This window comes from Stenotrophomonas sp. GD04024 (assembly GCF_029837545.1).
In the GTDB taxonomy this organism is placed as follows: Bacteria; Pseudomonadota; Gammaproteobacteria; order Xanthomonadales; family Xanthomonadaceae; genus Stenotrophomonas; species Stenotrophomonas forensis.
Window position 1 is genome coordinate 1 of record NZ_JAOEDV010000081.1, and the last position, 18,757, is coordinate 18,757.

Annotated in this window: 17 protein-coding genes and 1 pseudogene; 8 read left to right on the forward strand and 10 right to left on the reverse strand. The window is 66.6% G+C overall.

Annotated elements, in window-relative coordinates; translation table 11 throughout:
• Positions 1-45 precede the first annotated feature (45 nt).
• Positions 46-1,935, reverse strand: a complete 1,890-nt coding sequence (gene mnmG, locus N7590_RS18565) for a tRNA uridine-5-carboxymethylaminomethyl(34) synthesis enzyme MnmG (protein WP_164242686.1) — start codon at positions 1,933-1,935, stop codon at positions 46-48.
• Between the two features lie 531 nt (positions 1,936-2,466).
• A complete protein-coding gene (locus N7590_RS18570) occupies positions 2,467-2,958 on the reverse strand; it encodes a hypothetical protein (RefSeq protein ID WP_164242975.1) in 492 nt (163 codons plus the stop codon).
• Between the two features lie 159 nt (positions 2,959-3,117).
• Between N7590_RS18570 and N7590_RS18575 the strand changes: the two genes are divergently transcribed.
• Both N7590_RS18575 and N7590_RS18580 read left to right on the forward strand, forming a co-directional pair.
• A complete protein-coding gene (locus tag N7590_RS18575; RefSeq protein ID WP_164242974.1) occupies positions 3,118-4,080 on the forward strand; it encodes a pyridoxal-phosphate dependent enzyme in 963 nt (320 codons plus the stop codon).
• Positions 4,077-4,709: a YdcF family protein gene (locus N7590_RS18580; RefSeq protein WP_006475275.1), complete on the forward strand. Its 633-nt coding sequence runs from the start codon at positions 4,077-4,079 to the stop codon at positions 4,707-4,709. The genes N7590_RS18575 and N7590_RS18580 overlap by 4 nt, the downstream gene beginning before the upstream one ends.
• A 740-nt stretch (positions 4,710-5,449) precedes the next feature.
• Here the strand turns inward: N7590_RS18580 and bioC are convergent.
• The 5 genes from bioC to bioB all read right to left on the reverse strand — a co-directional run bounded on the left by bioC (position 5,450) and on the right by bioB (position 10,287).
• The gene (gene bioC / locus N7590_RS18585) at positions 5,450-6,334 is read right to left on the reverse strand and encodes a malonyl-ACP O-methyltransferase BioC (RefSeq protein ID WP_053451082.1); all 885 of its coding nucleotides are present in this window, start codon (positions 6,332-6,334) and stop codon (positions 5,450-5,452) included.
• 12 nt (positions 6,335-6,346) lie between these two features.
• The gene (locus tag N7590_RS18590) at positions 6,347-7,126 is read right to left on the reverse strand and encodes an SDR family oxidoreductase (protein WP_164242857.1); all 780 of its coding nucleotides are present in this window, start codon (positions 7,124-7,126) and stop codon (positions 6,347-6,349) included.
• 29 nt (positions 7,127-7,155) lie between these two features.
• Positions 7,156-7,935, reverse strand: a complete 780-nt coding sequence (gene bioH / locus N7590_RS18595) for a pimeloyl-ACP methyl ester esterase BioH (protein ID WP_053511790.1) — start codon at positions 7,933-7,935, stop codon at positions 7,156-7,158.
• Between the two features lie 17 nt (positions 7,936-7,952).
• Positions 7,953-9,176, reverse strand: a complete 1,224-nt coding sequence (bioF, locus tag N7590_RS18600; protein WP_164242858.1) for an 8-amino-7-oxononanoate synthase — start codon at positions 9,174-9,176, stop codon at positions 7,953-7,955.
• A gap of 67 nt (positions 9,177-9,243) precedes the next feature.
• On the reverse strand, positions 9,244-10,287 hold the full coding sequence (bioB, locus tag N7590_RS18605) for a biotin synthase BioB (protein WP_164242859.1): 1,044 nt from the start codon (positions 10,285-10,287) through the stop codon (positions 9,244-9,246).
• Between the two features lie 203 nt (positions 10,288-10,490).
• Here bioB and N7590_RS18610 point away from each other — a divergent pair, with 203 nt between their 5' ends.
• From N7590_RS18610 to N7590_RS18635, 6 genes are all read left to right on the forward strand, one after another.
• A complete protein-coding gene (locus N7590_RS18610) occupies positions 10,491-11,861 on the forward strand; it encodes a chloride channel protein (protein WP_164242860.1) in 1,371 nt (456 codons plus the stop codon).
• A gap of 23 nt (positions 11,862-11,884) precedes the next feature.
• Entirely contained in the window at positions 11,885-12,385 is a 501-nt protein-coding gene (locus N7590_RS18615; RefSeq protein WP_164242861.1) for a hypothetical protein, read from the forward strand.
• 192 nt (positions 12,386-12,577) lie between these two features.
• Complete coding sequence (locus N7590_RS18620; protein ID WP_053511787.1) at positions 12,578-13,753, forward strand: L-dopachrome tautomerase-related protein; 1,176 nt, start codon at positions 12,578-12,580, stop codon at positions 13,751-13,753.
• Positions 13,754-13,849: 96 nt separating this feature from the next.
• Entirely contained in the window at positions 13,850-14,539 is a 690-nt protein-coding gene (locus tag N7590_RS18625) for a ComF family protein (RefSeq protein ID WP_279935783.1), read from the forward strand.
• A 58-nt stretch (positions 14,540-14,597) separates the two neighbouring features.
• Positions 14,598-15,149, forward strand: coding sequence for an HdeD family acid-resistance protein (locus N7590_RS18630; RefSeq protein ID WP_053451073.1), 552 nt, complete (start codon positions 14,598-14,600; stop codon positions 15,147-15,149).
• A gap of 50 nt (positions 15,150-15,199) precedes the next feature.
• Complete coding sequence (locus N7590_RS18635; protein ID WP_164242863.1) at positions 15,200-15,628, forward strand: hypothetical protein; 429 nt, start codon at positions 15,200-15,202, stop codon at positions 15,626-15,628.
• A gap of 94 nt (positions 15,629-15,722) precedes the next feature.
• On the opposite strand, the gene N7590_RS18640 is transcribed toward N7590_RS18635, so the two are convergent.
• The 3 genes and pseudogenes from N7590_RS18640 to N7590_RS18650 all read right to left on the reverse strand — a co-directional run.
• Complete coding sequence (locus tag N7590_RS18640; protein ID WP_239544555.1) at positions 15,723-16,838, reverse strand: hypothetical protein; 1,116 nt, start codon at positions 16,836-16,838, stop codon at positions 15,723-15,725.
• Positions 16,835-18,451 carry a hypothetical protein gene (locus tag N7590_RS18645; protein WP_204275155.1) on the reverse strand — a complete coding sequence of 539 codons (1,617 nt, stop codon included), beginning with the start codon at positions 18,449-18,451 and terminating at the stop codon, positions 16,835-16,837. The genes N7590_RS18640 and N7590_RS18645 overlap by 4 nt, the downstream gene beginning before the upstream one ends.
• Positions 18,448-18,757 (reverse strand): annotated as a pseudogene (locus tag N7590_RS18650) (hypothetical protein); the annotation flags it as partial. The gene N7590_RS18645 and the pseudogene N7590_RS18650, both read right to left, overlap by 4 nt.

Sequence of the window (18,757 nt, forward strand, 5' to 3'; positions counted from 1 at the left end):
ATGTGCCGACCAAGGTCGGCACCCACCAGAGGCGGACGGTTTTGCCTACGCCACGCGGCCGCGGCGGGCGCGTTCCAGGTGCACCAGCAGCAGCGAGATCGCCGCTGGGGTCATGCCCGGGATGCGCTGCGCCTGGCCGATGGTCTGCGGCCGCACGCGCTCCAGCTTCTGCAGTGCTTCAGCCGACAGCCCACGCACCGTGGCGTAATCGAAGGCTTCGGCAATCGGCGTGGCTTCATGCCGCTGCTGGCGCTCGATCTCCTCGCGCTGGCGGTCCAGGTAGCCGGCGTACTTCACGCCGATCTCCACCTGCTCGGCCACCTTGCCGTCGGCCACGGCCGGGCCCAGCGACGGCACCTGCATCAGTTGCGCGTAGTCCAGCTCGGGGCGCTTGATCAGGTCCAGCACGTTGGTTTCGCGGCTGACCGCCACGCCCAGCGTGTCCTGCACTTCACGGCCCAGCGCATTGGCCGGGGTCGCCCACAGCGCGCCCAGTCGCGCGCGCTCGGCGGCAACCGCGGCCTGCTTGGTTTCGAACGCGCTCCAGCGGTGGTCATCGACCAGGCCCATTTCGCGGCCGGCCGGGGTCAGGCGCTGGTCGGCATTGTCCTCGCGCAGCTGCAGGCGGTATTCGGCGCGGCTGGTGAACATGCGGTACGGCTCGTTGGTGCCGTGGGTGATCAGGTCATCCACCAGCACGCCCAGGTAGGCCTCGTCGCGGCGCGGGCACCAGCCGTCCAGCCCGCGCACCTGGCGTGCGGCGTTGAGGCCGGCCAGCAGGCCCTGTGCAGCGGCTTCTTCATAGCCGGTGGTGCCGTTGATCTGGCCGGCGAAGAACAGCCCGTTCACCAGCTTGGTTTCCAGCGAGGCCTTCAGGCCGCGCGGATCGAAGAAGTCGTACTCGATCGCGTAGCCGGGGCGGGTGATGTGCGCGTTGCTGAAGCCGCGGATGCTGCGCACCATCTCCAGCTGCACGTCGAACGGCAGCGAGGTGGAGATACCGTTGGGGTAGATCTCGACGATGCCCAGGCCTTCGGGTTCGACGAAGATCTGGTGGCTGGCCTTCTCGGCAAAGCGCACCACCTTGTCCTCGATGGAGGGGCAGTAGCGCGGGCCGATGCCTTCGATCTGGCCGCTGTACAGCGGCGAGCGGTGCAGCGCGTCGCGGATGATCTGGTGGGTCTGTTCGGTGGTGTGGGTGATCCAGCAGCTGACCTGCTGCGGATGCTCGTCCACCGAGCCGAGGAAGGACATCACCGGGCGCGGCGTGTCGCCGGGCTGCTCGTCCATCACGCTGTAGTCCAGCGAGCGGCCGTCGATGCGCGGCGGCGTGCCGGTCTTCAGGCGGTCCACCTGGAACGGGCGCTCGCGCAGGCGCGCCGCCAGCGTGGTCGCCGGCGGGTCGCCCATGCGGCCGGCGGCGTACTGGGTCGGGCCGACATGGATCTTGCCGGCCAGGAAGGTGCCGGCGGTCAGCACCACGGCCTCGGCGTCGAAGCGCAGCCCGGTCTGGGTGATGACCCCGCGCACGGCGTCGCCTTCGATGACCAGGTCATCGACGGCGGCCTGGAACACGGTCAGGTTGGCCTGGCCTTCGACGATGGCGCGGATCGCCATGCGGTACAGGTTGCGGTCGGCCTGGCAGCGGGTGGCGCGCACGGCCGGGCCCTTGGAGGCGTTGAGCGTGCGCCACTGGATGCCGGCCCGGTCGGCGGCATGCGCCATCGCGCCGCCCAAGGCGTCAATCTCCTTGACCAGGTGGCCCTTGCCGATGCCGCCGATGGCCGGGTTGCAGCTCATCGCCCCCACCGTTTCGATGTTGTGGGTCAGCAGCAGGGTGCGCACGCCGGTACGGGCTGCGGCCAGCGCGGCTTCGGTGCCGGCGTGGCCACCGCCGATGACGATGACGTCGTAACGATGGAAGGACGGGTTCATGGGGGGCTGTTCAGCTGGGGGCGGGCGCGGCCGGGGCGGCGCCGGGGTGGCGATTTTAGCGCCATTCGGGGCCGCGGCGCCGGCGCCGGCCGGCCGGCGTCGAAATCAGCCCTAAAGTTGGCAGGATTTTTGCAGATAACCCAATAGCACCCACCGTGGCTGGCGCCGCAGGCGCCGGTGACCGGAATTGGAACAGGGGCCGGTACAGGCGCACGGTGGGGAAGCAGGGGGCCGGCAGTCGGGGGACTGTCCGGCCCTGTTTTTTTGCGGCTGCCGGGAAAGCTCCATCCACGCATGGCGTGGATCTACGGATGCCTCCCCTCCACAAAACAGACGGCCCCGCATTGCGGGGCCGTCTGCCTTCAGAGGTGCCGACATCCGACAGGGCCGGAACAGGGGGGATCCAGATGTTCCTGTCGGATATCGACGTAGAGCTTTTTGCGGCGGCCCGTGTCGTTTTTGTCACATTGTGACGCGGGCCGTCACTGCCCGCGTAGAGTGCGGCTTGGACCGTGTGAAATGCAAGATGGTTCAGCGCTCAAGTGTGCGCTGCGTCGCACGATCCATGTTGCGCCAAGGGGAGCCGTTCATCCTCGGCGCGCTCGGCGCTGGGGCTGGCCGGGCCTGCGGCGCGGGCGCGGACGGCTGCACGCTGGACTGCGGCGGGCGACGCATCGAGTCCATGTTCCGCCACGGCGAGCCACCGTTGTACGACGGACGCGATGGCGGCGGCGGGCGGTTCTCGCCACCGTTGCCAGGCGGGCGCGACGGCGGCCGATGGTTGTGCGGCGGCCGGTAGATCGGGCGCGAGTAGTACGGATTGCCATAGCCGCCGTAATAGCCGCCGTAGCCGCCGTAGTACGGGTAACCATAGTTGTAGGGATAGCCGGCCGGGTAGCGGTACTCCACCGACGGCGCACCGTGGTAGTAACCGCCGCCCCGGCCACCGCCGACATAGTCGTAGGTGGCGCAGCCGGTCAGGGCCAGCATCAGGCCACCGGCAAGCATCAAGCGCATTTTCATGGTGGGTCCCCCCAGAGGACGGGTGTGCAGTCAGCTTCGTGCGCGGGCATTGAATCGGCCCTTAATTCCGCTGGCCAGGATGAATGGAGGTGAAGGGCTGCATGCTGGCATGACGTGTGCCCCGGTCGCCAGCGCGGGGGCATACGTTAATCTTGCGTCATGAGCGATTCACTGTTGCCCCGCGCCGACGACGTCCTGCTTGCTGCCGCGAGGATCGCCCCGCATGCCAGCGTGACCCCGGTGCTGCGCTCGCGCACGCTTGACGCGATGGCCGGCGCACCGCTGGCGTTCAAGGCCGAGCACCTGCAGCGCGGCGGCGCATTCAAGTTCCGTGGTGCCTGCAACGCGGTGTGGTCGCTCGATGCCGATCGCGCCCGTGCCGGCGTGGTCACCCATTCCTCCGGCAATCATGGCGCCGCGCTGGCCCTGGCCGCGCGCACCCGCGGCATTCCCTGCCACGTGGTGGTGCCCGAAGGTGCGGTGGCGGCCAAGCTGGCCAACATCGCCCGGCACGGTGCCACGCTCTGGCGCTGCCCGCCGACCATCGCCGACCGTGAGGCCACCTGCGCCAAGGTGCAGGCCGATACCGGCGCAACCCTGGTCCACCCCTATGCAGATCCGGCAGTGATGGCGGGGCAGGGCACCGCGGCGCTGGAACTGCTGCACAGCGACGGCCCGTTCGATGTACTGGTGGTGCCGGTGGGGGGCGGTGGCCTGGCCAGCGGTACCGCGCTGGCGCTGCAGCATGCCAGCCCGCAGACCCGGCTGGTGCTGGCCGAACCGGCCGGCGCCGATGACACCGCACGCTCGCTGGCCGCTGGCGCGCGCCAGGGCGCGTTCACCCCGGATACGATCTGCGATGGCCTGCGTACCCTGATCGGCGCCCCCAACTTCGAGCTGCTGCGCGCGGCGGGTGCGGAAGTGATCGTGGTTGATGACGCGGCCACGCTGGCGGCGATGCGCCTGCTGTGGGACGTGCTCAAGCAGGTGGTCGAGCCTTCCTCGGCGACCGTGCTGGCCGCAGTGCTGGCGGAGCCGCAGCGGTTTGCCGGGCTGCGCGTGGGCCTGGTGTTGTCCGGCGGCAATGTCGACCTGCCAGCGCTGCGCTGGGGGACGCCTTGAGCCGTGACCGGCAGCGGCATCGCACCGGCCTGCTGGGCTGGTTGTGGCGGCTGTTCGTGGTGCTGGTGATCTGGCTGCTGGGTGTGACGGCCTGGATCGTCTGGGTGGGTGAGCGTGACCAGGCGGCCAAGGCCGATGCGATCATCGTGCTCGGTGCAGCGGCCTATGACGCCAAGCCGTCCCCGGTGTTCGAAGAACGCATCCGCCATGGCCTGGATCTCTATGAGGCCCAGTACGCGCCACTGCTGATCTTCACTGGCGGCTATGGTGGCACCGGCGCGCGCTTTTCCGAATCGCAGGTGGCGCGGCGTTATGCGCTCAAGCATGGCGTGCCGGACGACGCGATCCTGATCGAGACCGCCTCGCGCAACACCGTGCAGAACCTGGTCGAAGCCAAACGGTTGATGGACCAGCGCAACCTGCACCGGGTGATCATCGTCAGCGACCCGCTGCACATGGCGCGCGCGCTGCGCCTGAGCAAGGCGCTGGGTATCGATGCACTGGCCTCGTCCACGCCCAGCACGCGCTTCCGCAGTTTCCATACCAGCTGGCGTTTCCTGGTGCAGGAGATCTATTTCTTCCACCGCGACCTGGTGCGCCCGCCGCTGAGTTCACCGGCCAATACCTGAGGCGGAAGCCCGCTTCTGGTGTGTGCCAACCTTGGTCGGCACACGGCCGGCGGCACCGCGATCTGATGGGTTGTGCCAACCAAGGTTGGCACCTACCAGAGCAGTGCGCGTGCATGAATCGGTAGGTGCCGACCTTGGTCGGCACACGGCCGGCGGCACCACGATCTGACGGGTTGTGCCAACCAAGGTTGGCACCTACCAGAGCGGTGCGCGTGCATGAATCGGTAGGTGCCAACCTTGGTCGGCACACGGCTGGCGGCACCGCGATCTGATGGGTTGTGCCAACCAAGGTTGGCACCTACCAGAGCAGTGCGCATGCATGAATTGGTAGAGGCCGACCTTGGTCGGCACACGGCCGGCGGCACCGCGATCTGATGGGTTGTGCCAACCAACGTTGGCACCTACCAGAGCAGCGCGCATGCATGAATCGGTAGGTGCCGACCTTGGTCGCCACCCGGCCGGCGGCACCGCGATCTGACGGGTTGTGCCAACCAAGGTTGGCACCTACCGGAGCAGTGCGCGTGCATGAATCGGTAGGTGTCGACCTTGGTCGGCACACGGCCGGCGGCACCGCGATCTGATGGGTTGTGCCAACCAACGTTGGCACCTACCAGAGCAGTGCGCATGCATGAATCGGTAGGTGCCGACCTTGGTCGGCACACGGCCGGCGGCACCGCGATCTGACGGGTTGTGCCAACCAAGGTTGGCACCTACCAAAAAGCAGATTCGCGGTCGCGTGATCAGGTCTGCTTGCGCCGGATTGGAATCGCCGATACCGGTACCGAAGCCACGTCATGCCCGCCTTCGCGGATCGGGGCACCCGGGTCCGGCGCCCAGGCGTGGGCATAGATCACTTCCCAGCTGCTCGGCAGCTTGCCGTCGGCGCGGCGCATGGGCTCGTATGCGGCGGCGGCCGCAGCGAAACGGCCACGCCCGGTCAGCGTGTGGCGGCGGTCCGTCCGCGCGTTGGTGGCGCCCATCGCGCGCAGTTCGCGCATCAGCGAGGGCAGATCGTCGTAGGTCAGGGTGAACAGGTCGCGGTCCAGTACCGGGTCGCGGAAGCCGGCCATCATCAGCGCATCGCCGAACTGGGCAATCTGTGCGAAGCGGCTGACGTGCGGGCGATCGTCGGCAGCGGCGAAGGCTTCATTGAGTTCGACCAGCGTCTCCGGGCCGAAGGTCGAGCAGAGCAGCAGGCCGCCGGGCTTGAGCACGCGGCGGAACCCGGCGAACACCGCGGGCAGGTCGTCCACCCACTGCAGGCACAGGTTGCTGAAGATCACGTCCACGCTGTTGTCGGCCAGCGGCAGCGCGGCCGCATCGCCGCACAGGCGCTGGAACGGCTTCCACCAGCCGGCCTGGCGCTTGGCCTGGTCCAGCATCGGCAATGCCACGTCCAGCGCGATCACCTGTGCCTTCGGCCAGCGCTTCTTCATCAGCGCGCTGGCATGACCGGTACCGGCGCCGATGTCCAGCACCACCTCGGGCTTGCGTGCCTCCAGGTAGTCCAGCGACTCGATCAGCCGCGACTGCACCTCGCGCTGCAGGGCGGCGGCGGCGTCATAGCTGTTGGCGGCACGGGCGAACGCGCGGCGGACGTGGCGGGCATCGAAGTGGGACGGCATTGCGAAAGTCTCTTAGAACGTACCGGGGTAGGCGCCGCCGTCGATCAGCAGGTTCTGCCCGGTGAGGTAACCGGCCTGTACGCTGCACAGGAAGGCGCAGGCGGCGCCGAGTTCGTCCGGCGTGCCGAAGCGGCCGGCGGGAATCTGCTGGCGGCGGCGCTCGGCCACTTCGCCGGCGTCGCCATCCTTGCCCGCACTGTGGGCGAAGTTGGCGCGCAGGCGGTCGGTGTCGAACTGGCCGGGCAGCAGGTTGTTGATGGTGACGTTGTGGGCCACGGTGCGGCGCGACAGGCCGGCGACGAAGCCGGTCAGGCCACTGCGCGCACCGTTGGACAGCGCCAGGATGTCGATCGGGGCCTTCACCGCCGAGGAGGTGATGTTGACGATGCGGCCAAAGCCGCGATCGATCATCGCGTCCACGGTGGCGCGGATCAGTGCGATCGGCGCCAGCATGTTGGCGTCCAGCGCGGCGATCCAGTCGTCGCGCTCGAAGCTGCGGAAATCGCCCGGCGGCGGGCCACCGGCGTTGGTGACCAGGATGTCCACCTGCGGGCACGCGGCCAGTGCCGCAGCGCGACCGGCCTCGGTGGTGACATCGGCGGCGACCGCGCGGACATCCGCAGCGCCGGGCAGGGCACGCAGTTCCTCGGCCGCGTGCTGCAGCGCCGCCTCGCCACGGGCCACGATCACCACGTTGACGCCCTCGCGCACCAGCGCACGCGCGCAGCCCAGGCCCAACCCCTTGCTTGCGCCGCAGACCAGTGCCCAGCGGCCGTTGATACCCAGATCCATGCGTCAGTCCTGCGCGGTTCGGAAGGCGCTCATTGTCCGCCATCGGCCGGTGACAGGCCGGCAACGAAGTGTTGCAGGGCAGCGGCGACCTCGTCGGCATGGCCGAGGAACGGCGCATGGCCGCCATGGGCAACGGTCAACGCCTGACTCTGCGGGGCCAGCGCCGCAGCGGCCTGCATCGCGGCCGGCGACACCAGGCGGTCGCGCTGGCCGGCGATCCACAGGCTGGGTTTGCCCAGGGTCGGCAGTGCGCCGCGCAGGTCGGTGTTTTCCAGCAGGCGCAGGCCTTCCAGCAGCGCACGTTCGGTGGGCGCACCGCGCTCGACCAGGCGCTGGCGCAGCGTGCGCAGCTCCTCGCGGGCGTGCGCCGAGCCCATCACGTCCAGTGCCAGGAAGCGTTCCAGGGTGCCGCCGAAGTCGGTGGCCAGCTCACGCCCGAACTGCTCGAACACCGCCGGTTCCACCGCATGCGGCCAGTCCTCGCCACGCACGAAACGCGGCGTGGCCGCGATCATCGCCAGCCCGCGCACCTTCGGCAGCGTCGCTGCCGCATGCAGTGCGAACAGCCCGCCCAGCGACCAGCCGCACCACACCGCCGGCGGCGTGGCCGCGGCAATGGCGTTGACCACGAACGGCAGGCGCAGCGGCGTGGTGTCGTCGCGGCTGTGACCATGGCCGGGCAGATCGACCCGATGCAGGGTGAACCGGTCCGCCAGGCGCTGCACCAGCGGTTCGAACACACCGCCCTGCAGGGCCCAGCCATGGATCAGAACCAGGTCCGGCCCACGGCCGGTCACTTCAATATGCATGGGCAACGACGCGGAACTCAGGCAAAGGCGGGCAGCGGTGGCGGGGCGCTCTCACGTGCGGACAGGGCGACGTGGTCACGCGCGCTGGCGATGGCGTCGACCAGGCCGCGCACCTGGTCCGGCGAGTGCAGCGCGGACAGGGTGACGCGCAGGCGTGCCTTGCCCTCCGGCACCGTCGGCGGACGAATCGCACCGACCAGCCAGCCGGCCTGTTCCAGCGCCCGCGACATCGCCACGGCCGAGTGGTCGTCGCCACACAGCAACGGTTGGATCGGGGTCTCTGAGGCCATCAGGTCCAGTCCGTGGCGACGCGCTTCGCTGCGGAACAGCGCGATCAGATCGGCCAGTTTGGAGCGGCGCCAGTGGTCGCGGCGTGCTAGGCGCACCGCTTCCAGTGCCGCCGCCGCCATCGCCGGTGGTACGGCGGTGGTGTAGATATAGGGGCGTGCGGTTTCGGCCAGATGCTCGACCAGGTCGTCGCGGCCCAGCACCAGGGCGCCGGAACCACCCAGCGCCTTGCCCAGCGTGACCAGCTGCAGCGGCACATCGTCCACGCCCAGTCCGGCCGCCGCGACCGCGCCACGGCCATCACCGACCACGCCTACGCCGTGCGCGTCATCGACGTAGAACAGCGCCTGCTGCAGTCGTGCCACCAGCGACAGTGCACGCAATGGGGCGATGTCGCCATCCATGCTGAAGACACCATCGGTGGCCAGCATCGCCGCGCCATCGGGCGCATGCTTGAGCTGACGCATCGCACCTTCCGCATCCAGATGCGGATAGCGGCGCAGGCGCGCGCCGGCAAGCCGGGTCGCATCCAGCAGGCTGGCATGGTTGAGCCTGTCCTGCACGCAGACATCGTTCTCTTCGCTCAACAACGCCTGCTGCACCGCCAGGTTGGCGGCGAAGCCACTGCCGAACAGCAGCGCACGCGGGTAGCCCAGCCACTCGGCCACCTCGCGTTCCAGTGCGTCGTGCATCGCGTGGTGGCCGCAGACCAGGTGCGAGGCACCGGCACCCGCGCCCTCGCGTGCGGCCGCGTCCTGCAACGCATTGACCACGCTGAACTGCTGGGCGAGGCCCAGGTAATCGTTGCTGCAGAAGCCGGTCAGCCACCGGCCGTCCACCTCCAGGCGCACGCCATCACGACGGCTGACCGTGCGTCGCGGGCGGCGACGCCCCTGGGCATCGCGCAGGGCGCGCTGGGCATGAAGGCGAGCGGTCAGGTCGGGGCGGGCCATGGCGGCTGAATGCGGCGACGGGGCGGCTAGGGTAGCGCGTTGCCGCGACGCCTGCCTGCATCCCGTCTCAGGCCGCGTGAGCGCAGCCGCAGCCGGGCGCATCGGCGCTGATGTCGGCGTGCACGGTGCCACCGTGGTCGTGGCCCTCGGCGTCCACCTGCACCGCCATCGGCTGCAGCCCCAGCCGCGCGAACAGGGCCAGGTCGCGCTCGCTTTCCGGGTTGCCGGTGGTCAGCAGCTTGTCGCCGTAGAAGATCGAATTGGCACCGGCAATGAAGCACAGCGCCTGCAGTTCGTCGCTCATGGCCTCACGCCCGGCCGACAGCCGCACCATCGAGCGCGGCATGGCGATGCGCGCCACGGCGATCATGCGCACGAACTCGAACGGGTCCAGCTCGGCACTGCCGTGCAGCGGGGTACCCGCCACCTGCACCAGCTTGTTGATCGGCACCGAATCGGGATGGGCCGGCAGCGTGGCCAGCGCCAGCAGCAGGCCGACCCGCTGCGCGCGCGTCTCGCCCATGCCGACGATGCCGCCGCAGCAGGTTTTCAGGCCGGCGTCGCGCACGTGCTCCAGCGTATCGAGGCGGTCCTGGTACTGGCGCGTGTGGATGATCGAATCGTAGTAGTCCGGCGCGGTATCGAGGTTGTGGTTGTAGTAGTCCAGGCCGGCATCCTTCAGCGCACGCGCCTGCTCGCCACTGAGCATGCCCAGCGTGGCGCAGGTCTCCAGGCCCAATGCCTTCACCCCGGCGATCATCGCCGCCACCTTCGGGATGTCGCGGTCCTTCGGCGAACGCCATGCGGCGCCCATGCAGAAGCGCGATGCACCGGCGGCCTTGGCCTGGCGCGCCTTGGCCAGCACCGCGTCGGTGTCCATCAGCTTCTGCGCGTTCACCCCGGTGGTGTAGCGCTGCGCCTGCGGGCAGTACGCGCAGTCCTCCGGGCACCCGCCGGTCTTCACCGACAGCAGCGTGGAGACCTGTACCTGCGACGGGTCGAAATGCTCGCGGTGGACCGCTGCGGCGCGGAACAGCAGCTCGGGGAACGGCAGATCGAACAGCGCCTGCAGTTCGTCGTGTTGCCAGTCGTGGCGGATGGCAGCAGCCATGGCGGGACCTTGGGTACGAATGGAGCGAGGGCGGCAGTGTGGGTGGGCGCGCCCAGACTGTCAACTATCATGTAGGTCAGGTGGTTTACATTTTGATCATGCAATCGAAGTCGATCAATGCGCCGTATTTCACCGCATCCTGCAAGGCTTCCGGCCACAGTGGCCGCTGCCCAACGCAAGCGCTGGCGCGCAGACTCGTTCCCATGATTGATCTTTACCGCCTCCGTGGCCGTATCACTGCGCTGGTCCTGAGCGAGGCCTGGCGCCGCCGCGCCGCGCTGTGGGGCGGTGCCGTGGCCGTAGCGCTGGTGGCGATCCTGTTCGCCAAGGCCAGTGATGCCGCCTTCCACCTGTTCCAGCGCATCACCTCGCACTCGCCGTGGTGGGCCCTGCTGCTCACGCCTGGCATCTTCGCGTTGCTGGCCTGGCTGACCAGTGGCGTGCTGAAGCCCACACGCGGCAGCGGCATTCCGCAGGTCATTGCCGCCCTGGACAAGCCGGACACATCGTTCCGGGAGGCCAACCTTTCGCCTGCCGTGTCGGCCGGCAAGCTGCTGCTGACCTCGCTGTCGCTGCTGGGCGGTGCGTCAGTGGGGCGCGAAGGCCCCACCGTGCATGTGGGCGCCAGCCTGATGTACCTGTTCGGCCGCTGGTTCGGCTTCAAGGATCCGCGTGAGCTCTCGCACTTCCTGCTGGCCGGTGGCGCAGCCGGTATCGCCGCCGCCTTCAACACCCCGCTGGCCGGCATCGTCTTTGCCATCGAGGAGCTCAGCGGCCGTTTCGAGCATCGCTTCTCCGGCACGTTGCTGACCGCCGTGATTGTCGGCGGCGTGGTGTCGCTGGGACTGCTGGGCAACTACACCTACTTCGGCCATGTAAGTGCGCGGTTGCCGCTGGGCCAGGGCTGGCTGGCGATCCTGCTGTGTGGCGTGGTGGCCGGGTTGCTGGGCGGAGTGTTCGCGCGTGCGGTGCTGGCCAGTGCGGCGGGGCGTCCACGTTGGCTGGGCCAGCTGCGACAACGGCATCCGGTGCTGCTGGCCGCCGGATGCGGCCTGGTGGTGGTACTGCTGGCGCTGGTCTTCGGTGAAGGCGCATTCGGTACCGGTTATGAGCAGGCGCGCAGCCTGGTGCAGGGCCAGGCGCTGGTGGGCCACGAATTCGGGCTGATGAAGCTCCTGGCCAATCTGGCGTCCTATGTCGCCGGCATCCCCGGTGGCCTGTTCTCGCCGGCGCTGGCGGTCGGTGCCGGCCTGGGCCACAACCTGGCGGTACTGATGCCGGGCGTGGACCCGCGCGCGTTCGTGCTGCTGGGCATGTGCGCCTACCTGACCGGTGTCACCCAGGCGCCGCTGACCTCGGCCGTGATCTCGCTGGAGCTGACCGACAGCGGTGATCTGCTGTTGCCGATCCTGGCCACGGTGCTGATCGCCCGCGGTGTGTCCGGGCTGGTATGCCGGGTGCCGATCTATCGTGGGCTGGCAGAGCTGTTGATGGTGCCGAAGACGGTTGGAGATGTGGCTGTCGAGGCGCCCGCTGTGCGATCCTCCCACTTGCGTGAAAATGGAGATGAGTAGGAGCAATGCAGCCAGGAGTCGCAATGTTCCTCCCGCAGGAGGTGTTGGCGCCGTTACGGTGCTACTTCGTCACCGATGATGGTTCGCTCCCGGAAGTGGAGCTCACGTGCTGTGAAGCCGCCGGGATGGCTGATGCGTTCGCCTATCTGTTTGCCTGCGGTGCCCGCGTCGCGGCTTCTGGAAGCGTGCAGCTCTGGCTCGGTGCGGAAGATCGTGGTCAGCCGTTCATGGGGCCGGGCGACGCGCGGCGTGTTCTCCAGGACGAAGTAGAGCCTTTCCATATCAGTCTTGCAGACATCGCCTGCGACGGCGTTCTTCTGCCAGAACTGGGTGTGCTCGTCATGCGCCATGGGTTGACGCTTGACTACCGCATGGGACCGTCGTGGGGCGAGCGGGAGGTACAAGCCTTCCTGCTTCTTCTGCACCAGTTGCAGCAGCGGGGTGCTGTGATGACCGTTCCCTGGTGGGGTGAAGAAGGCCAGCACAGGTTCGAGACCGCGTTGGCAGCCATTGAGATGTGTTGAGCGGGTTCGCCACAAGGCAGGCACGCAACTGATAGACGATATTCATTGCTTCGATCAACGCGATCAATCTTCCTTTCATCTTCACTCCTGCAGTGAAGATGATTCCCCGTTGCACCGTCTACCCGATGCCAGGTGCGCCGCTGAAGATGCACCCACGCCGGGGCTGCACCCGGACCTGCATCGAGAGCAACCATGATCAACTGCCGTATCCGCCGCCTGGCGGCTGCCGTGCTGGCCCTGGCCAGTTCCCCCGCGCTGGCGCTGGCGCTGGCAGGAACGCCTGTGCTGCCCAGCGATCGCAGCATCGGCATCATCGAGCCGGTGGCGCGTTTCGAGGGCGCCATGCCCACCAGCGTGGCGGTGTCCGAGACCGGGAGGATCTTTGTCAACTTCCCGCGCTGGGGCGATGAGGTGCCTTACAGCGTGGCCGAATGGCGCGACGGCCGCGCCGTGCCCTATCCGGATGCGCGCATCAACCGCAAGGACGGTCCCGATCCGGCGGCCCACTTCATCAGCGTGCAGAGTGTGGTGGCCGATGGCCAGGGTCGGTTGTGGGTGCTGGACACCGCCGCGCCCGGGTTCTCTGCACCACAGGCCGGCGGCGCCAAGCTGGTGGCGATCGATCTGGCCACCAATACCGTGGCCAGAACGCTGGTGTTCCCGGTCAACGTCATCGACGCGCGCACCTACGTCAACGATGTGCGCTTCGATTTCCGTGTCGGTCGCGAGGGCGTGGCCTACGTGACCGACTCGTCGCTGAGCGGCATCGGCGGCATCATCGTGATCGACCTCGCTACCGGCGCCGCGTCCAAGCGCCTGATCGGCCATGTGTCCACATCGGCGGATCCGGCATTCGCACCGATCGTGGAAGGACAGCAGATGCGACTGCGCAACGCGGATGGTTCCACGCAGCCGTTCACCGTGGCTGCCGATGGCATTGCGTTGTCGCCGGATGGCGCGACGCTGTTCTATACCCCGTTGTCCAGTCGCCATCTGTACAGCGTGCCCACCGCCTTGCTGCGCGACCCCAAGGTAAGTGAGGCGGCGCTGGCTGCGGCCGTGGTCGACCTCGGCGACAAGGGCGCGTCCGATGGTATGGAGATGGACGCCAACGGCCGGCTGTATGCGAGCGACTACGAGCACAACGCCATCCATGCCCGCGATGCGCAGGGGCGCTGGACGACTGTGGTGCACGACCCGCGCATCCTGTGGCCGGATACCTTGTCGATGGGGCCCGATGGCTATCTGTACTTCACCGCCAACCAGCTGCATCGGCAAGCCGGATTCAATGGCGGCGTGGATCGGCGGCAGACGCCGTACATGGTGTATCGCACTCGGGTGGATGCGAAGCCTGCGCCAACGCGGTGAAGTGATCGGGGCAGAATGTGGGCGATGAAAATGCCTACGGGTCGTTGAGGGCGCCCCCGATGGCAACGCGCTGACGGCGGCGACATGCTGAAGTGCATGTCTGCCTTCTTCAACCCAGTCCGCCACGTGCAGGCTGCACTTCGTGTACTGCTACCGCTCCGCTGCCTGGTCTGCGGTGACCCGGGCCACGATGGGCTGGACCTCTGCGCTGCATGCCTGGCCGAACTTCCGTGGTCCGGCCGCGCCTGCCTGCGCTGCGCATTGCCGCTGCCCGACAACGCGTTGATCGTCTGCGGAACCTGCCGCGAGGAGGTACCGCCACAGGCCGCCACGCATGCCAGCCTGCTGTACCTGCCGCCTGTGGATCAGCTGCTGGTGCGCTACAAATTTCATCAGGATCTCGCAGCCGGACGCCTGCTCGCGCAACTGATGCAACGCACACCACCGCCCTGGTCGTGCCCGCCATTGGTACCGGTGCCGCTGCACAACCGCCGCCTGCGCCAGCGCGGCTACAACCAGGCCGCCGAACTGTGCCGATTGCTGCCAATGCCGGTCTGGCACGGTGTGTACCGGCGCCGCCACACTGCACCGCAGTCCGAACGCACGGCCGAACAAGGCAGGGAAAATCTGTTCGATGCGTTTGCTATCCGTGGTCCGGTGCCCACGCGGCTGACCGTGGTCGATGACGTGATGACCACCGGTAGCACGGTGATGGAGGTCGCCGAGACGCTGCGCCTGGTCGGCGCTGCGGAGGTGCGCGTGTGGGTCTGCGCGCGGGTGCCGTGATCGCCCCCTTCATCGCCAGGGTCTAGGATGAGCCAGGTTCCGGATCGAAGGAGTGGCCATGAATTCCCCCTTGTCTCCCTTGTTGTCGGCGGTCGGCCGTAGCTGGTGGATCCTGCTGTTGTATGGGCTGGTCGCGCTGGGCTTCGGCATTGTCGCCATCGGCTGGCCGCTGTCAGCGGCGATGGCACTGGCGTGGACGCTGGGTGTAGTCGCCATCGTTGAGGGCGTCATCAGCCTGTTCGCACTGATCAGCGGTGGCAGTGGTGCTTCCCGCGGCTGGCTGGCGCTGTATGCCATCGCTTCGCTGGGCTTCGGCATCCTGGCGGTGATCAATCCGCTGGCCACCGCCAGCGTGCTGGTGCTTTTCCTGGCAGCGTGGCTGCTGGTGGCCGGCATCTATCGCATCGTGTTCGCGATCCGCGTGCGCAAGCAGATTCAGGGCGAGTGGCTGCTGATTCTTAGTGGCGTGCTGGCCGTGGTGCTGGGCCTGCTGTTTGCGGCCAACCCCTATGCGGGCGTGGCGGTGACCACGCTGTGGATCGGCATCGGCAGCCTGCTGTATGGGCTGCTGCAGGTGCTGGTGGCGTTCAAGCTGCGGAAGCTGAAGTGAGGGCTCTGCTTGCGCTGGTGTTGGGGGCGGCGACGGCCCTGGCCGGTTGCATGCCCAGCGCGATGCCCGCCATGGTGTTGGGAGCGGACCGCCCGCCACTGCCCGGCGTGGATGTGCGCCTGAGCGCGGTCGATGCGGCCGGCAAGGGCGTGCCGGTTCAGTGGCAGGACGAGAAGCTGACGCTGCGCGAGCCTCCACTTGCCCGCAGTGCGGACATCGCTGACGTGCGCGCCGTGCAGGATGAGTACGGCCAGACGGCGCTGCAGATCCGCTATCGGCCCGAGGCGCACCAGCGCATCCACGATGGCACAGCGGCGATGGTCGGCCAGCGCATGGCGATCAGCGTGGATGGCCGGGTGCTGATGGTGGCGACGGTGCAGGGACCGTTTGCGGAGTCGATGAACCTGAGTGGGTTGACCGGTAGTGATGCCGAGGCACTGGAGAAACACATCACCGGGTCTGTGCCGGTGAAGCCGTAGCAGCGGGCAGGTGCGTGCATGCGCCGTGCGCGTGGGACAGCGTGCTGCCTTGGGGAAGGGCCGCCATTGATACAACCCTCATCCAGTGATGGGCTCAGCGCTTTGGCGGCGGCGCTTGGTCCGCAGCCCAGATCCAGAAGGCGTCACCCCAGTCGCTGTTGATGGCGGGGAACACATCGCCTTGCTTGAAGAAGCGCCGGCCACCTTGCGCGGGCGTGTACCACCAGCCGGCCACAGGCACCCGCTTGCCGGCGGCGACTCGGTCCGGTCGGAGATCCGGCTGATCGGTGCCGGTGTAGCTGCCGTCGATTTCCTCGAATTCATCGGCAATGGGTTCGACAAAATACCAGTCGCAATCCTTCAGATCGAAGGCCGAACCGGCGATCACTGACGGAGCCACCTTCACCAGATCGGCCTGAATGTCTGACCATCCATAGGGATCCAGATGCCGGTTTGCATCGAGGAAGCGATACAGGCCTTCTGCATCGCCCCACAGTCGCTCTCGACCGAACTGCCGCAGTACGGCTCGTCCAACATCATTGGGGGCCATGGCTGGGCAAAGGTGTCCGTACCCACCAGTCCATGCAAACTGAAGTGAAGCCATGGGGTCATCTTTGGCAACGTAGATACCAGTGCGCGGAGGAACCTGATTGGTTCGCACGACAAAATCTGTGCGGACACGGAATTTTGGGATTCGATGTGAGTCGATCACGCCCTTGTTCCAGAGCAGCCAGAATGAGAAGTCATTCTTGACGGGTGGACGTTCGACTAGCCCTGAGAGCTCCCGTGCATATCTGAAGACGCTTTCGGTGGTGTCACGGAACAGCTTTTCCTGCTCCGGCGTCGCCCAGGCCATCTGGTAGGCGTACTCCTCCAGCATGCGAGCACATTGGTGTTCAGCTGCTCCTCGATACCGCTCGATTGAGCGCAGTGCTATGTCTTCAACCACACATTCCCGGAACTCCATCAGTGCAGGATAGGCATACGTCGAAAAATGCGATGCCGTATCTTGTGATTCCCAACCCGCCAAGGCTCTGCCAGCTGTATCCAGATGCGAGCGCTCATCAAGTATCTGGTCGGTCATGGCTAGCAGGCTGTCGATCTGCGGCAGCAGGCCCTTCAGGTACTCCATCGAGGTGAAATGATGGATGAGGGCGGCTTGGCGTTTGTGCCACGGATTCAGTTCCGGATATTGAATTTTCATGTTCATTGATTCATTTTCTGGCCGGAGATGTTCGGCAGGCCAAGCTTTACGTCATTCATTTTAGTACCAAAGTCGGTCGTCCCCCAGCCGGTGTCCATTGGGCCGAGAATGCGGGGGTTGTTGATCTTGGTTCGCAGGCTGACGTATTTCACCTGCTCATGCGGAGGCAGGAGCTTCCACTTGTCATAGGTCATGCTGCTCTTGGTCATGGCGCCAGTCGTTTCATTAACCGCGTAGTACTCCGAACTATCGGCCAACGTCCTCTTTCCCGGCGTGCCGGCAGCGTCGTATTCAAACGCGGCATCGAACTTGATCTGCTCGTAGCCGCCTTCAAGGTGGTGATCCGGCAGAACGTCTTTCTTCTGGGCAGATGCCGGGCCGCGCCACACCTTCAGTTCTTCTCCTGCCTTGAGCTCATAGACGACGAACTGTCCATTGGGGTTCCAGTCTGGCCAGACGGCCAGGTGCTTTCGCCAGGTGGCCCTCGGGTCGGCTGACTTCATGATCGTATTGAAGACTTCTTCGGTAACCCAGTCCGCACCGGCACTGAAGTTCGCTGGTGAGACCACGCGATACAGCTTTGCAGGTCCCTTGATCGTATCGGCGCACGTGCCTTTGGCAAAACTCTTGATCTGGTCATCGGTCAATTTCGGGAAGCCCTTGTCCGCCATCTTGTCGACACGTGCACGATAGTCGGACGGATCGAGCGGCATATTCTTGGTTGGCTCTCCTTTACCAAGCCACGAAGGCGGCGGATCAACCCGCCGCATCAACGTCACGGCATGTGCCTCGGGCAGCGTTCCGGTGAAATGGAAATTGCCGGCGTTGACGATGCCGCGCCGCTGCACCATGTCTTCGAATTCAAGGCGCTTGATGATCGTGTCAAGGATGCGCTGTACGGGCGCCAGTACTTTTCCGATGTAGTTGTCTGCGATCTTCCGGATGCCAACGACCAGATCGATGGTCTCCTGGGCACGGCACCCCACCATCGGGATGTCGGCCACCTTGCCCAGCAGGCTACGCATCAGCAGCACGGCGCGATCGAAGGCTTTCAACAGCTGTGCCTGGGTCACCCGTGCACGCATGATGCGGGTCTGCTTCGCCAGCTCATGGAACACGCGGTCCCAGCGCAGCGCTTTCCAGTATTGGGCGACTTCACGTCGGCGCAGGAGCGTGATGACCCAGCTCATGGCCTCATCCACAGCGCGCACAAGATGGTTCAAGCCGAAGCGGCGGATGAAGAGGAAGAAGATCTTCAATACACCCTTCAACAGCGAGCCCAGCGTGGGGATCAGGCCGATCAGGGTCAGGACCAGCGCGATCCAGGCCCAGGAATTGCTCTTGTCGTCGTTGATCTGCTTGCAGTTGGCAATGATGTCTCGGACGTCGCAGACCTGGTCCACGCCGGGGATCATTGAAATGGCGGTGTCGAATACGACCTGCCCGGTGCTGCGCTCCTGGTTGAAGTCCCCCTGGATCGACTCCCACAGCCATGCGAAGACGTTCTTGCCGCCGTCGACAGCACTCCTGTACTGCTCGCTGATGAAGGCGAGCGCTTCGCGAAGCTGCTGCAGGGTGACGGGGGGGGGCCTGATTGGGGAGATCGGTGCGCGAATCACCCACGGCCCGCACCCTGTTGAGGGTTGGCGATCAGCTCGAGGTCGGGCCAGTTGTCTTCCGTATCAGCGCTGCGGGGTTCATAGACGACCTTCTCTACCTCCTGCTTCGGGATGGGCTCATGGTGGGCCTTGCCGGCAACATCCAGCTTTCCCTTGATGACCGAGCCGTTCCTGAAGTGGATTTCGTAAGGAGTGCCTGCCATGGCCTGTTGTGTTTCCACATCGCGGTAGTCCAACGCGATCCAGTCGGGAATGCGCTGAAGCCCTCCAGGAAGCGGAGGGATGAACGGGACAGCGTGCTCCCCG